Source organism: Streptomyces sp. PR69 (genome assembly GCF_026420845.1).
In the GTDB taxonomy this organism is placed as follows: Bacteria; Actinomycetota; Actinomycetes; order Streptomycetales; family Streptomycetaceae; genus Streptomyces.
On record NZ_JAOWCB010000002.1, the window covers coordinates 202,348 to 216,391 of the forward strand.

At 73.7% G+C, this 14,044-nt stretch carries 13 protein-coding genes; 8 read left to right on the forward strand and 5 right to left on the reverse strand.

All coding sequences use genetic code 11. From position 1 onward, the window contains the following. Positions 1 to 52 precede the first annotated feature (52 nt). The 4 genes from OF819_RS02700 to OF819_RS02715 are packed head-to-tail and all read left to right on the forward strand — an operon-like array spanning position 53 to position 3,620. Complete coding sequence (locus OF819_RS02700) at positions 53 to 643, forward strand: SRPBCC family protein (protein WP_267241651.1); 591 nt, start codon at positions 53 to 55, stop codon at positions 641 to 643. 45 nt (positions 644 to 688) lie between these two features. Beyond that, on the forward strand, positions 689 to 1,174 hold the full coding sequence (locus OF819_RS02705; protein ID WP_267241652.1) for a MauE/DoxX family redox-associated membrane protein: 486 nt from the start codon (positions 689 to 691) through the stop codon (positions 1,172 to 1,174). Then, positions 1,171 to 2,820: a radical SAM protein gene (locus tag OF819_RS02710; RefSeq protein ID WP_267241653.1), complete on the forward strand. Its 1,650-nt coding sequence runs from the start codon at positions 1,171 to 1,173 to the stop codon at positions 2,818 to 2,820. The genes OF819_RS02705 and OF819_RS02710 overlap by 4 nt, the downstream gene beginning before the upstream one ends. Beyond that, the gene (locus OF819_RS02715; RefSeq protein ID WP_267241654.1) at positions 2,817 to 3,620 is read left to right on the forward strand and encodes a class I SAM-dependent methyltransferase; all 804 of its coding nucleotides are present in this window, start codon (positions 2,817 to 2,819) and stop codon (positions 3,618 to 3,620) included. Before OF819_RS02710 ends, OF819_RS02715 begins: the two co-directional genes overlap by 4 nt. 274 nt (positions 3,621 to 3,894) lie before the next feature. Here OF819_RS02715 and OF819_RS02720 read toward each other — a convergent pair whose 3' ends face one another. Together OF819_RS02720 and OF819_RS02725 are read right to left on the reverse strand one after the other, a co-directional pair. Then, positions 3,895 to 4,806 carry a hypothetical protein gene (locus OF819_RS02720; protein ID WP_267241655.1) on the reverse strand — a complete coding sequence of 304 codons (912 nt, stop codon included), beginning with the start codon at positions 4,804 to 4,806 and terminating at the stop codon, positions 3,895 to 3,897. Then, positions 4,803 to 5,219: a hypothetical protein gene (locus OF819_RS02725; protein ID WP_267241656.1), complete on the reverse strand. Its 417-nt coding sequence runs from the start codon at positions 5,217 to 5,219 to the stop codon at positions 4,803 to 4,805. Before OF819_RS02725 ends, OF819_RS02720 begins: the two co-directional genes overlap by 4 nt. A gap of 92 nt (positions 5,220 to 5,311) precedes the next feature. On the opposite strand from OF819_RS02725, the gene OF819_RS02730 reads away from it, so the two are divergent. Then, entirely contained in the window at positions 5,312 to 9,607 is a 4,296-nt protein-coding gene (locus OF819_RS02730) for a CHAT domain-containing protein (protein ID WP_267241657.1), read from the forward strand. Between the two features lie 123 nt (positions 9,608 to 9,730). Further along, the gene (locus tag OF819_RS02735; RefSeq protein ID WP_267241658.1) at positions 9,731 to 10,096 is read left to right on the forward strand and encodes a PH domain-containing protein; all 366 of its coding nucleotides are present in this window, start codon (positions 9,731 to 9,733) and stop codon (positions 10,094 to 10,096) included. Between the two features lie 81 nt (positions 10,097 to 10,177). Here the strand turns inward: OF819_RS02735 and OF819_RS02740 are convergent, their stop codons facing one another. The 3 genes from OF819_RS02740 to OF819_RS02750 form a co-directional block, all read right to left on the reverse strand. Further along, on the reverse strand, positions 10,178 to 10,570 hold the full coding sequence (locus OF819_RS02740) for a VOC family protein (RefSeq protein ID WP_267241790.1): 393 nt from the start codon (positions 10,568 to 10,570) through the stop codon (positions 10,178 to 10,180). A gap of 59 nt (positions 10,571 to 10,629) precedes the next feature. Continuing rightward, positions 10,630 to 11,478 (reverse strand): nitroreductase/quinone reductase family protein, encoded by an 849-nt coding sequence (locus tag OF819_RS02745; protein WP_267241659.1) that lies wholly within the window; start codon positions 11,476 to 11,478, stop codon positions 10,630 to 10,632. Positions 11,479 to 11,573: 95 nt separating this feature from the next. Next, positions 11,574 to 11,972 carry a hypothetical protein gene (locus tag OF819_RS02750; RefSeq protein ID WP_267241660.1) on the reverse strand — a complete coding sequence of 133 codons (399 nt, stop codon included), beginning with the start codon at positions 11,970 to 11,972 and terminating at the stop codon, positions 11,574 to 11,576. A 252-nt stretch (positions 11,973 to 12,224) separates the two neighbouring features. On the opposite strand from OF819_RS02750, the gene OF819_RS02755 reads away from it, so the two are divergent. Both OF819_RS02755 and OF819_RS02760 read left to right on the forward strand, forming a co-directional pair. Further along, positions 12,225 to 13,151 carry a glutaminase gene (locus OF819_RS02755; protein WP_267241661.1) on the forward strand — a complete coding sequence of 309 codons (927 nt, stop codon included), beginning with the start codon at positions 12,225 to 12,227 and terminating at the stop codon, positions 13,149 to 13,151. 380 nt (positions 13,152 to 13,531) lie between these two features. Beyond that, complete coding sequence (locus OF819_RS02760) at positions 13,532 to 13,996, forward strand: hypothetical protein (protein WP_267241662.1); 465 nt, start codon at positions 13,532 to 13,534, stop codon at positions 13,994 to 13,996. Positions 13,997 to 14,044: the final 48 nt, after the last annotated feature.

The following is a 14,044-nucleotide window of genomic DNA, read 5'->3' on the forward strand; positions in this document are numbered from 1 at the left end:
CACGCGGACAGAGGGCACACAGGCACACGGGCACAGCAGAGAGGCGCGGACCATGGCGTGGCGGCTGGGGCGGACGGGGCGGGTGGCGGCAGTGGCCGGGGCGGCGGTCGGCGGGGTGGCGGCTGCCGCGTACGCGGGGCTGGTGACCGGGGCGGCGCCCCTCGACGTGGGAGCCGGGCGGCGGCTGCGGCCGCTGGGACCCCAGAGCGTGGACATCCGCGCACCGCGCGAGGTGGTCTTCGATGTGATCGCGCAGCCGTATCTGGGGCGGGCCACCCGGGCGATGCGCAAGAAGGTCGAGGTGCTTGAGCGGGGCGTCGACCTGGTGCTCGCCGCGCACTTCACGCCTGTCGCCGGCGGACGGCTGACGGCGCGGACCGTGGAGACCGTGCACTTCACCCGCCCCGAGCGGGTCGGGTTCCGGCTGGTGCGCGGGCCGGTGCCGTACGTCGTGGAGTCCTTCGAGCTCAGCCCGCTCGGCGAGGAGGGACGGACCCGGCTGCTCTACACGGGGGAGCTGGGCACGGACCTGTGGGGCCTCGGCCAGTGGTGGGGCGGGCTGGTCGCCCCGCGCTGGGAGGCGACCGTCGCCGCCTCGCTGACGGCGGTCAGGGAAGAGGCCGAGCGCCGCGCCCGTCGGTGAGCGCGGTTACCGTTCCGGACCGCCCGCCGGGAATAGCGTGCACTCATGGTGCTGCGGATCGTGCTGGGCGCGCTGTACGCCGCGATGGCCGCCGGGCAGCTTGCCTCCGTACGGGAGATGCCCGGCATCCTCGCCGCGTACGGGCTGGTCCACGGCGCGGCGGCGACGGCGCTGGCCGCGGGGCTGATCGCCGGTGAGCTGGTGTGCGCCGCGTGGTTCCTGGGCCGTCCTCGGTCACGGGCGAGCGCGCCGGTGTGGGTGTTCACGGGCGTCGCCCTCGTCTGGGCGCTGCTGGCCGCACAGGCGTTCGCACGCGGGCTGACCGTCGCCAACTGCGGCTGCTTCGGCGTCTATCTGACGCAGCGGCTCTCCTGGTTCGTCCTCGTCCAGGACGCGCTGCTGCTCTGCTACGCGGGGCTTCTGCTGTACGGGACCCGCCGCCGTCCGGCCCCCCGGGCCGCCGCCGGGGCACCCGGCCACCACGCTCCCCCAACTCCCCCAGCTCCCCCCGATCGGAGGCCTTCCGGATGACCGAGCCACACACGACGAGCGACGCGCCGGCCGCGCGCAAGAGGGACCGGGACGAGGTGTTCGCGGAGTTCACCCGGTCGATCTGCCCGGTCTGCAAGACCCCCGTCGACGCCCAGGTCAACCTCCGCGACAACAAGGTCTATCTGCGGAAACGCTGCCGCGAGCACGGGGAGTTCGAGGCGCTGGTGTACGGGGACGCCGAGGAGTACCTGCACTCCGCCCGGTATAACAAGCCCGGCACGATCCCGCTGGCCTTCCAGACCGAGGTGAAGGACGGCTGCCCCAGCGACTGCGGGCTGTGTCCTGAGCACAAGCAGCACGCCTGCCTCGGCATCATCGAGGTCAACACCGGCTGCAACCTCGACTGCCCGATCTGCTTCGCCGACTCGGGGCATCAGCAGGACGGTTACACGATCACCCACGAACAGTGCGAACGGATGCTGGACGCCTTCGTGGAGTCCGAGGGGGAGGCGGAGGTCGTGATGTTCTCCGGCGGAGAGCCCACGATCCACCGGCACATCCTCGACTTCATCGACCTCGCCCAGAAGCGCCCCATCCGCAGCGTCACCCTCAACACCAACGGCATCCGGCTGGCGACCGACCGGAGGTTCACCGCCGAACTGGGCGAGCGCAACCGCGCCCCCGGCCGGTCGGTGAACGTCTACCTCCAGTTCGACGGGTTCGAGCGACGCACACATCTGGAGATCCGGGGCCGTGATCTGCGTACGCTCAAGCAGCGGGCGCTCGACAACTGCGCCGAGGCCGGGCTGACCGTCACGCTCGTCGCCGCCGTCGAGCGCGGCCTCAACGAGCATGAACTGGGCGCGATCGTCGAGTACGGCATCGACCACCCCGCTGTCCGCTCGGTCGCCTTCCAACCGGTCACCCACTCCGGCCGGCACGTCCCCTTCGACCCGCTGAACCGGCTCACCAACCCCGACGTCATCCGGCTCATCGCCGAACAGCGCCCGCAGTGGTTCCGCAGGGACGACTTCTTCCCCGTGCCGTGCTGCTTCCCGACCTGCCGGTCCATCACCTATCTGCTCGTCGACGGGGAACCGGGCAACCGGACCGTGCTGCCGGTGCCCCGGCTGCTGAACGTCGAGGACCACCTCGACTACGTCACCAACCGCGTCCTGCCCGACCCCGCCGTCCGCGAGGCCCTGGAGAAGCTGTGGTCGGCCTCGGCCTTCATGGGCACGCAGACCACCGGGGAGAAGCTGCGGACCGCCGCCGGGGCCGCGGCCGAAGCTGCCGCCGCGACTGCCGCCGAGGCCCTCGGCTGCGGGCCGGACACCTGCGGCATCGATCTGCCCCAGGCCGTCAGGGAGCTGGATGACAAGGCGTTCATGATTGTGGTGCAGGACTTCCAGGACCCCTACACCCTCAACGTCAAACAGCTCATGAAGTGCTGCGTCGAGGAGATCACCCCCGACGGCAGGCTGATCCCGTTCTGCGCGTACAACTCCGTCGGCTACCGGGAGCAGGTCCGCGCCCAGCTGTCCGGCGTGCCCGTGGCCCCCGTCGCGCCCAACGCCCTGCCCCTCGCGGACCGCCTGACGCCCACCCCGTACGGCTCCAGGACATTGAAGCCGCCGACACCGCCGACACCGCCGTCGCCGCCGAAGGGGGACGACTCCCCGTGAACGACGAACACGACGCCCTCAAGGCGTGCTGCGCCGCCGCCTACCACTCCTCCGACGTCGTCGCGCTGCTGCTCGGCGACGCGTACCACCCCGGCGGCGCCGCCCTGACCCGCCGCCTCGCCGACGCCCTGGCCATCGCGCCGGGCGAGCGCGTGCTGGACGTGGCGTCGGGGCGCGGCGCCACGGCCCTGCTGCTCGCCGACGAGTACGGGGCCGAGGTGGACGGCGTCGACTACTCACCCGCCGCCACCGCCCTGGCCCAGGGCGCCGCCCGCGCGGCGGGGCTGGCCGACGGCGTCCGCTTCACGACCGGGGACGCCGAACGGCTGCCGTACCCGGACGGAGCGTTCGACGCGGCGGTGTGCGAGTGCGCGCTGTGCACCTTCCCCGACAAGGCGCGGGCCGCCGCGGAGTTCGCGCGGATCCTGCGGCCCGGCGGGCGGCTGGGCCTGACCGACGTCACCGCCGACACCACCCGGCTCCCGCCGGAACTCACCGGCCTGACCGCCCGGATCGCCTGTGTCGCCGACGCCCTGCCGCTGGCCGGGCCCACCGGATACGAGCGCCTCCTCGCGGACGCGGGGCTCCGCACGACCGCCGTGGAACGCCACGACGACGCGCTGCTACGCATGGTCGACCAGATCGAGGCACGGCTGACGCTGCTGCGGATGACCGCCCCGGCCCGGCTCCACGACGCGGGCGTCGACCTCGACGCCGCCCCGGCCGTCCTCGCCGCGGCACGGGCCGCGGTCGGGGCGGGGGTGCTGGGCTATGCGCTGCTCGTGGCGGTGAGGGTGTAGGCGGTGTGCGGCGGACACGGCCCATGTCCGGGGGCCCAGGCGGGCGCCGTCGGCCGAGGCTCCGGCCACTCGGGGAGGGGGCGGAAGCAGCGGGTCCGCCCGGTGGCCGGGGCGTCGTGCGGGCCGGGCCGCCAGCCCGCAGGGAGCAACAGGTCCGCCGGGAGTGCCGGGAGCTCCGGGAAGACGCGTACGGGGACCGAGCCGCGGGGCAGCGGCCGGGGCGCTCCCGTCGCGCCGTACACCGCGCCGCACACCGCACCGCCCCGGCGTCCCGTCAGTCGCCCTTGCGGAACAGCTCCGAGAGCCGTTCGCCGGTCTGGTGCGGCAGCGGTCCCGCGGGCTCCGCGCCGGCCGCGCCGCCCGCGCCCGTCGTGTCGATCAGGCCGGTGAGCGCGGCCAGCTCCCTGCCGTGCACGTCGACCGCGGCTTCGGCGAGGACGGCCAGGGCGTCGACCGCCTCACGGGCACGGGCGCGGGCGACCGCCGCGGCCGTCAGCGCGATCGCCGCGGCGGGCCACCACCACGCGGCGAGGACCGCATAGCCGGCCGCCCAGGCGGCGAGCCGGCAGGCGGCGGCGAAGGAGTCGCGGGCCACGCCGATCTGCCGCTGGGCGGGCTCGGCGAGCACCAGCCACAGCCGTGGCCACAGCGCCACCAGATCGATCCCGTACACCTCCGCCACGCGCTGTGCGGCGGCCTGCATCCGGTCGCCGCACCAGGTGGGCCGGGACGGTTCGGCCGGGGCGATGCGGTCCCTGGCGCGGTAGCGGCGCTCGATCTCCTCCGGGGGCGTCCGGGCGTCCCTGATCGCCGCGATCCGCGCGGCGTCCGCCCGGCGCCAGCGCTCCCCGCGCCGGCGGACCAGGGCGCGGGACAGCGGGTCCGCGGCGTCCCGCAGCCACAGCCGTTCGAGCGCCGCGCCCAGGAACTGCGCGGCCAGCGTGGCCGCCGAGGCGAGCAGCAGCCCCGCGGCCGCCAGCACCGCCGCCGTGCCGGGCCGGTCGGCCGCGGGCCGCCGGGCCAGCGCGTCCAGGCTGTCGGCCAGTCGGTCCACGTCGTGCCAGTGCGCATGCCCGAGCGTGCCGCCGACCGCACAGGCCCCGAGGAACAGCGCGCCGGGCAGCAGGAGTTGATTGAGCCAGCGCTCGGCCAGCCTGCCGCCGAGCGTCGTCAGCAGCGGGTTCACGGCGTGCCGCGGAGTGATTCCCGGTGCATGCGCACCCCGTGGACCGCGCACTTGGGAGGCAGCCGCAGATCGGGCGCGGGCTCGCGGCGCGCGCACGGCAACGCGCCTGGGCAGCGCGCCACCTTGATCACACGGCGGAGCCCGGGCGGGGCCGGGGAAGGCGAGGCGGCATGGCTGCGCGAGCGGCCGCGCAGGCCGCGTGCGTCGCCCGCGCGGCGCAGCGCCTCGTCCAGCTCCTCGAATGCCGCGCGGAGTTCGGCCCGGTCGGCATGGCCGGCGAGCAGCAGCGTACGGGCGCGGGCGGCGGCTTCACGCGACGCCTGGTCCGCGGTCCCCGCGCCGCGCTCACCGAGCAGCGCGCACAACGCTCCTGCCCACTCGGCCAGTTCACGGTCCAGTTCCGGTGCGTCCATGACCGTAAGTGTGTCGCAGGCGCACGCTCCGTGGGGTAAGAGTGAAGGAAGGGGATATGGCGGGGGTCGGGTGACGGGGGACGGGGGCCGGGATGGCGAGCGCGGAACGGGACCGGTGGCTGCGGGCCGTACGGGAACGTGTGGCGCGGGCAGCCGAACAGCGCGATCCGCAGCCGCTGTTCGCGGAGGAGGCAGACGCCGAACTGGCCGGACTGCTGTCCTCCGCGGAGGTGACGACGGACCTTGAGGCCCGGCACGCGGCGGGGTGGCTGTACTGGGGGCGGGCCACGGCCCTGCCCCAGGGGTGGGGCCGTGCGGCGGGCTCCTGCGCCGGGATGCTGCTGCTGCCGGTGTGGGCGGCCGATCCCGCCGCCGTTCCGGAGGAGCTGGCCGCGGGCTTTGCGGCGAAGGGCGTCCCGCCGCGTCCGGGCCAGAACACGGACGGCTCGCCCCGCCCGCCCGGCATCCCCCGCGCGAACGACACGCCCTCCGCGGACGGGCCCGCCGAGTGGTCGGCGCTCTGCGTCGCCGCTGTCATCGCCGCCGAGGGGCGGAAGGAGATCCTTCCGGCGGACGCCCCCGCCTTCGAGCGGGATGTCCAGCGGGCGGCCGAGGAACTGACGGCCATCGGACAGGAACAGGAGGAACTGCTGGGCACAAGCATCGCGGCCGGCACACTGGCCCTCCTCGCCACCCCGCGCGACCACCCCGCCCACCCCACCCGCACCTCCGACCTCGCCCATGCCTTCGCCGTGGCGGCCCGCTGCCACCAGGACCGTGCGGCTCTGGACATCGCCATACGCATGGAGCACGACGCGCTCAAGCGAAGGCCCGCGGACGACCCCGACCGGCTGGCGGGGCTGAACAACCTGGGCCTGATGCTGACCGAGCGCTACGAGCAGGCGTACGGCGGGATCTGCGACCCCGAGGACCTGGACGAGGCGATCGGCATCGCCCGCGACGTCCTGGAACTGGCCGGAGAGCGGCATCCGCGGCACGCGGGCTATCTCAGCACCCTCGGGTACGCCCTGATGCTCCGGCTCCGCCGGGAGGGCGGCAGCGCCGACGACTACGACGAGACCGTCGAGCTGCTGCGGCGCGCGGCGCCCGGCGACCCCCAGGGACCCGGAGCGGGCCACGCCAACCTCGGCTCCGCTCTCGTCATGCGCCATGAGCACACGGGCGACCCGCGGGACCTGGAGGCGGCCATCGCGACGCTGCGGCAGGCCGGCGCACTGCCGTGGGCCGACCCCCGGGAGAAGGTCCGGCTGCACAACATGCTGGGCACGGCGCTGCGCAAGCGGTCGCGGCAGACGGGCGACGCCGCCGACCTCCACGCCGCGGTGGACTGGCTGCGCACGGTCCTGACGGACGCCGGGCAGATCACCCCGCGCACGGTCAGCAGGCTCGTCAACCCCGCGATCGCGCTCCAGGCCCGCTACGACAGGCTCGGCGACCCGGCGGACCTGGACGAGGCCGCGGCGCTGCTGCGCCGTGCGGTCGACGTCCTGCCGCAGGGGCACCCCGAACGCAGCTCCGTCCTGGACAGCCTCGCCGTGACGCTGCTCAGCCGCCACCTGGACTCCGGCGACCACGCGGCGCTGGAGGAGGCCGTACGGGCCGGGCGGGAGGCGGTACGCGGCACCCCCGGGGGCCACGACATGCTGGGCACGCGACTGCTGAACCTCGGCGGCCTGCTGACGGCCCGCCACCACCTCTCCGGCGACAGCTCCGACATACAGGAGGCGCTGGAGTGCCGCCGCCGAGCCGTCGAGCTGCCCGGCCTCGCCCCCTCCGCACGGGCCACGGTGCTGGCCGCGGCCGGAATGGCGCTGACCCAGCAGCCGGAGCAGCTGACGGACCTGGCCGCCCTCGACGAGGGGATCAGCCATCTGCGGGCTGCCCTGAAGCTCACCGAACCGGGCAACGTCCTGCTGCCGCAGCGCCGCCACAATCTGGCGATCGCCCTCATGACGCGCGCCGCACGCCGTGGGCGGGGGCGCGGGGATCTCCGGGAGGCGGGGAAACTGGCGGAGGCCGCCTATGCCGCACTGCCCGAGGGCTCACCGGACCGGGCGTCGGCCGCGGCGGTGCTCGCGGTGCTGCGAACCATGCGTCTGAACCGGTTCTCGACGCGCGAAGAGGTGGACGAGGTGATCGCGCTGGCGCGCGGGGCCGTCGACGCCACCCCGCCCGGCCATGCCCTGCGGTCGCTGCGGCTGCTCAAACTGGGCTGGCTGCTCCAGTTCCGCCATGAGCTCCGCCATGAGCACAGGGGCGGCGTTTCCGGCGACCTCGCGGCGGCGGCCGACGCCTTCCGGGAAGCCGCCCGAGCCGTGCAGTGTCCCGCCTCGACCCGCCTGGAGGCGGCACGGGAGCATGGCCGGCTGTGGGCGGCGCAAGGGCGCTGGCGGGAGGCGCTGGAAGGTTTCACCTCGGCCGTGGACCTGCTGCCGTCACTCGCCCCGCGCCATCTGACGCCGGACGACCAGGAGTTCTGGCTGAGCCAGGTCGTGGGCCTGGGCGCGGACGCCGCGGCCTGCGCGGTGCGCTGCGGCGACGCGGGGCTGGCGGCACGGCTGCTGGAACAGGCACGCGGAGTCCTGCTGTCCCAGGCCTTCGACGCGGACAGCGACCTGACCAGCCTGCGGGAGAAGGCGCCGGAACTGGCCGAGCGCTTCGTACGGCTGCGGGACCAACTGGACTCGGCGGCGGAGGCGGAGTTCCTCACGGGGTCCGCGGCGGCTGCCGACACCGTACTCGCCGGGCGCGCCGCCCCGGCCGGGCCCACGGGGGCCGCCGGGCCGGTGGAGCGCACCGGGCGCACAGAGCACACCCCTGCTTCCGAACCTTCCGGAACCGCCGGACCTGCCGAACCCAGCGGGGCCGCCGAGACTGCCGGTCCGGCCGGACCCAGTCGGCCCTCCGGACCAGAAGGACACGCTGCGGCAGACGGACCTGCAGGGCGCGCCGGAGCAACCGGGCCGACGGCTGCCGCCGCATCCGGCTGGCACCCCGACCCGGACGGGAACGCGGGAGCCGCTGGAACAGCCCGGCTCACCGGGGCCGCCGGGCGCGGCGTGCCCGGCGTGCCCGGCGTGCCCGGTGCGGGCGGCGCGGGCGGTACGGGCGGCGCGGGCGGTACGGGCGGTACGGGCGGCGCGGGCGGCGTGCCCGGTGCCGATGCGCGGCGGCAGCTCGCGGGCGCATGGCAGGAGCTGACCGACCGCATCCGCGCCGCGTACCCGGAGCTGCGGCTCTTCCGGCCGGTGCGCGAGTGGGACGAGGCCGAGCTGCGCGCCTCGGCCGACGCGGGTCCGGTGGTCCTGGTCAGCGTCTCGGAGTACGGAAGCTGCGCGCTGCTGGTCACCAGCCGTGCCATCGAGGCCGTGCCGCTGCCCGGAGTGACTCCGTCCGCCGCGGCGGAGCGGACCCGGCTGTTCCAGGACGCGCTGGCCCGGCTGGCCGCGCCCGACTGCACGCATGAGCAGTCCGTCCGCGAACAGCGCACGGTACGGGGGGTGTTGTCCTGGCTCTGGGCAGCGGTCGCAGGACCGGTGCTGCACCGCCTCGGCCTGGCCGGTCCCCCGCCTCCGCCCGGCAGTCGGCTGCCGCGCATCTGGTGGTCGCCCGGCAGCGCCCTTGGCGCGCTGCCGCTGCACGCCGCCGCCCCGGACGACGGCGCGCCCGGTGCGCCGGACCTGGCGGTGTCCTCGTATACGCCCACTCTGCGGGCGCTGCGGCACGCCCGTGAGCGCGAGGCGGCGCTCGCAGCCCGCGAGCGCCCGCGGCAGCCGCTCATCGTCGCCGTTCCGGAGCCGGACGGGCTGCCGCCGCTGCGCGAGGCGCTGCGGGAAGCCGAGCAGCTGGCCGGGGTGTTCCCGGGGGCGCGTCTCCTCGCCGGCCGCGAGGCCACCCATGCGGCCGTGGCGGCCGCGCTGCGCGACCATCCGTACGTCCACTTCGCCTGCCACGCCGTCGGCGACCCGGTGCGGCCCTCGGCCGGGCGGCTCGTGCTGCACGACCACGCCGAGCGGCCGCTGACCGTGCGCGAACTGGCCCGGCTGCGGCTGCCGGCCGCCCGGCTGGCCTATCTGTCGGCGTGCGACACGCTCCGTACGAGCCCGGAGCTCGCCGACGAGTCGGTGAGCATCGTCAGCGCGTTCCAGATGGCCGGGTTCCCGCACGCCGTCGGCGCGCTGTGGCAGGTGGACGACGCGGTCGCCGCGCGCATCGCCCGCCGGGTGTACGAGGCGCTGCGCGCCCCCGACGGCTCACTGGACGCGGCCGGGACGGCCGAGGCCCTGCACACGGCGGTCGCCGAGGTCCGGGCCGACTATCCGGCGACCCCCAGCCTGTGGGCCTGCCTGGTGCATGCCGGGCCCTGAGCTCCGTACCTCCCGCATCGCGTCCGCATTCGCCGCTCCGTACACATCGCGCCGTACACATCGCGTCCGTATACAGTGCGCTGGCTCGTGCATCCACGACGACACCCGACATTGGGGGCTGACATGGCGCTGTTCGGCAACGCGCACGCGATCGACCCGGCATCGGCGCAGCAGGAGTACGCCCGGCTGCTGGGGCAGGGGGAGCAGATTCACGCCGCCTACCTGCTGATACGCGACACCATTCTGTTCACCGACCGCCGGCTGATCCTGGTCGACAAGCAGGGGATCACCGGCAAGAAGGTGGAGTACCACTCGGTTCCGTACCGCAGCATCACACACTTCGCGGTGGAGACGGCGGGCACCTTCGACCTCGACGCGGAGCTGAAGATCTGGCTGTCGGGCAGCGCGACGCCGATCGAGAAAACGTTCACCAAGGGTGTGGACATCTATGAGGTGCAGGCGATCCTCACGCAGTTCGTGGCGAGGTAGCCGCGGCGACCGGGGCGGCGGGACCGCGCCCGGCCGGCGCCTCGCACGCGCGCAGGCCGGGCGGGGTTCCCGTATCGCGCCTCAGGAGTCGGCTTCGGCGTCCTGCGGGTACCAGCGCAGCTCCACGGTGTTGCCGTCCGGGTCCCGCACATAGATGGACTGGGCCTCGCCGCGCGCGCCGAAGCGCCCAACCGGACCCTCCAGCACCGTGAACTCCCCGGAGTCGATGACCTCCTGCCAGTCCAGCGGCTCCACGACCAGGCAGATGTGGTCCACGTTGGACTCTCCGCGGGAGCGGTCGAGCAGATCGATGATCGTGGTCGGACTGACCCGCACAGAGGGGAACGGGACCTTGCCGGCCCGCCACTCCTCCACCCGCACCGGCTCCAGTCCCAGCGGCCCGCAGTAGAAGCCGAGGGAGCGCTCAACGTCCTGCACATTGAGCACCAGATGGTCAAAGTCCTTGACCTTCATACGCATAGAGAACCTCCAGTCGTACGTCATTCAACACGCCGGCGCGGCGGCCCGGCCCGTCAGGGGGCCGCGGGCGGGGCGGGCGGCCAGGGGATCTCCGCCAGGGCGGGCAGCAGGGACTCCTCCTCGTAGTCGAGATGGGCGAGCAGCTCCTGCGTCATCCGGTCCAGTTCGGCCCGGAAGCGCCGCGGTTCCGCGGAGCCGGCGTCGGCCAGCAGGGCGAGAAGTCCGTCCTTGAGGCGGGCGACGGTCAGATGCTCCTCGCGGAGGCGGTCGAGCGCCTCACGCAGATGGGGGTGGTGGTCCGCCATGGAGGGGAAGAGATGGGCGTCCTCGCTGGTGTGATGGAACGTCAGCGAGTCGCAGAAGCCAAGACAATGCTGCCTGATCTGCATGCCGAGGCCCGGCGCGGGCGGTGCGCCCGGCCCCTGGTGGGCGGCCAGCGCGGCGAGGTGGGCGTCCGCCTCCGCCCGCAGATGCCGCAGCTGGGCGCGGAGCCAGGAGTGGACTTCGAGGAGTTTGGCGGCGAGCGTGTCGATCCGCTGTGCGGGCGCGCCGTCGCCTTCGGCTTCCTGCGGCTCGATGCGCTCCAACACGACGGCGGCGGGGGTGCGGCGCTCGCCTTCGGCGGGGTCCGCGGGGCTCGCGAGGCCCGCGGAGTCCACGGGTTCGGCGGGTTCGGCGGGTTCGGCGGGCACCGCGATCGCGGCGAACGTCTCGCCGTCGAGCTCCACCCGCACCATGGGGTGGGCGAGAACATCGTCGTACCAGTCGGGGCGCCGGGACGCGCCGCCGTCGGAGGCGGCGATCAGCGGCGCGCCGTCGTCGGGGCGGCGCAAGAAGCCGAGGGTGACGGTGTGCTGCTGTCCGGATCGCGCGCCGGTGGTGGTCAGTTGAAGCCGGGGCATGGGTATGCCGCGCCTGTCAAACGGCGAAGGGGCTGCCCGGCCACCGGCCGGACAGCCCCTCCTGTCAGTCAGCTGTGACTGAGGTCAGCTGACGATCACGGGTTGGCGCAGATGGCGAACACGCTGATGCCCACCGACGAGTGGGCGTTCTGCCGGCCGAGCCCGATCCAGCCCCGGTTGTCGTCCGTGGGGAAGCTGCCGACCAGGATCGCGTCACTGCCCCGCGCCTCGGCGCCGCCGCCGATGACCACCTTGCCGCCGGGGCAGTAGACCGTGCGCCGCTGGAAGTTGGGGACGTTGGCATTGGGCAGCCGCACCACCTCGTAGCCGTCCACCGAGGCGGCGGCCGGGGCGGCTGTGTCATGTTGTCCCTGGGGTGCGCCGGCCGTGCCCGTCTCCGCCTGAGCGGCCCAGCTGCCGCCTGCCGCTAAGGCGAGGGCAAGGGCGGATGCGCCGATCATTCGCTTCGCACGCCGGGTCTTCATCGCCTTCATGACTGTGCCTCCTTGTCGCCGTCGGCGGACCCCCACCGGGCCCGCGCAGCGATGAGCCTGCCGCAGAGAAGCCGCCAAAGACCCTAGAAACTGTGATAAACCGACCCTTCAGGTGGCCTGGAAGCGCATGGGGCACATGCCGCCCAGATCTGCGCCCCACACATGCCGCCGTCCCCCGGTGCGCGCGCACGCTGCGGACGGCCGCGCGGGACGATCCCCCGGCGCGTGCCGCCGCGCCCCCCAGGAGCCACAATGTCCGATGTGAACCTGCACCAGACCCTGCACGACGCCATGGAATCCGCCCGTCCGGTGATCGGCCGCGGCAATGTCGCCGACTACATCCCGGCCCTGACCGAAGTCGATCCGCATGCCTTCGGCATGGCCCTGGCGACCGTGGACGGCGAGGTGTACGGGGTCGGCGACTGGGAGCAGCCGTTCTCCATCCAGAGCGTGTCCAAGCTCTTCACGCTCGCGCTCACGCTCAGCCATGGCCCGCACGGCGACGAGCTGTGGAAGCGCGTGGGCCGCGAGCCCTCCGGCAACCGGTTCAACTCTCTGGTGCAGCTGGAGACCGAGCACGGCATCCCGCGCAATCCGTTCATCAACGCGGGCGCCGTCGTCGTCACCGACCGGCTGCACACCCTGACCGGGGACGCCGCCGGGGCCGTACGGGAGTTCCTGCGCGCCGAGTCGGGCAACCGGCACCTGGACACAGACGCCCGGGTCGCCGCCTCCGAGGCCCTGCACGGTCACCGCAACGCCGCCCTCGCCCACTTCCTGGCCAGCTACGGCAATCTGGAGAGCCCGGTCGAGACCGTCCTCGACCACTACTACGCGCACTGCTCCATCGCCGCGAGCTGCCGCGACCTCGCCCTGGCCGGAGGCTTTCTGGCCCGCCACGGCTTGCGCGCCGACGGCGCCCGGCTGCTGCCCCGCAGCGACGCCAAGCGGATCAACGCGGTGCTGCTGACCTGCGGCATGTACGACGCGGCGGGGGAGTTCGCCTACCGCGTCGGGCTGCCCGGCAAGAGCGGCGTGGGCGGCGGCATCCTCGCGGTCATCCCGGGCCGCGGCACCCTGTGCGTCTGGAGCCCGGCGCTCGACCCGGCGGGCAACTCCCTCGCCGCCGTCCACGCCCTGGACGCGTTCACGACCATGACGGGCTGGTCGATCTTCTGATCCGGCACCCCCCCGGTGCACTCGGGGCATTGACAAGGTGTCATAATGACGGTGTAGCCCTTCGCGTATCCCCCGTCGCGAAGGGCTACACCCTTGTGCGCGGTTTGCATGCGCATCGCTTCCGGCGGTCTCGGCCGGTCACCGCGCCAGGGCAGCGGGCAGGGCGGCAGGCAGGGCGGCAGGCACGGACAAGGGACTCCCCTCGTGGCCCCCTGTCCGTGTTTTTTCGAGTTAACAGTGGCGTAGAGTGTTTACGCAAGCCCGGCCCGATCCCCTTCGAAGGGCCGCCCCGCTCCCTCGCGCACGCCATGGCGTCCGTGACAGGGTTGGATACGTATAAGCCCGTTGACCGCGGGCCGATGTGAACGTGGGGGATCCGGATGGTTGGCAACGGAGCGTCGCGCACACCCGAGCTGAAGACGCTGCAGCAGAAGGTCGAGTACATGGTGGAGAAGACCTTCCCCGGCGAGAAGGTCTCGGGGCGGGCCTTCGCCGAACTGGTCAGACAGCGGGGCGGTTCGCTCTCGCACAGTTATTTCTCCAATATCCTCGCCGGGAAGGTCACCCACCCCTCGGAGGACATCCTCAAGGCGCTGGGACTGGGCTTCGGGGTGGACTGGCGGTTCTTCAAGGAGGAGTCCGAGGTCGTCGACGACGTCGTCGCCGGACTGCAGTTCCTGGCCAGGCGGCGCACGGGAGAGATCAGCGGTGTGGCCGGGCGGGGCGTCGGAGAGGACGGGCTGCCGCCGGAGCTGCTGCAGTTCGCCCTGTCCCTCCTGGAGGAGGCCAAGGAGAAGCAGACGGGAGAGAGGCAGGGCGAAGAGCCGGCACTCGGGGGACAGTAAACTCGCCGATCGCATGTCACCCGTACGAGTGACGACGATCAAGAGGCC